The sequence below is a fragment of the Leifsonia sp. SIMBA_070 genome (assembly GCF_046534635.1).
GTDB lineage: Bacteria > Actinomycetota > Actinomycetes > Actinomycetales > Microbacteriaceae > Leifsonia.
Map to the genome: position 1 here is coordinate 1 of NZ_JAWRYK010000354.1, position 267 is coordinate 267.

The following is a 267-nucleotide window of genomic DNA, read 5'->3' on the forward strand; positions in this document are numbered from 1 at the left end:
GGGTTCCGGCACGGGACATCCAGTACGAGGTCTTCGGCCCCGACCTCTGGCTCGCCGACTTCCAGTAGGGGCAGCCAGCCGGCCTGACTTCCGATTATGTGTTTTGCTGCTGCGCCGCCCATTCGGCCACCCGCCGGGAGCTTTCCTCCTCGGACAGGTCCTCCACCCGGGTGAGCACGGACCAGCGCACCCCGAACGGATCGCGGATGCTGGCGTACCTGTCACCGCTGACAAAGGTGGTCAGCGGCTCACGGATTACGGCGCCGG

Annotated in this window: 1 pseudogene; it reads right to left on the reverse strand. The window is 67.0% G+C overall.

The features are described 5' to 3' along the window. Positions 1-94: 94 nt before the first annotated feature. Positions 95-267, reverse strand: a pseudogene (locus SB754_RS20650) (VOC family protein); the annotation flags it as partial.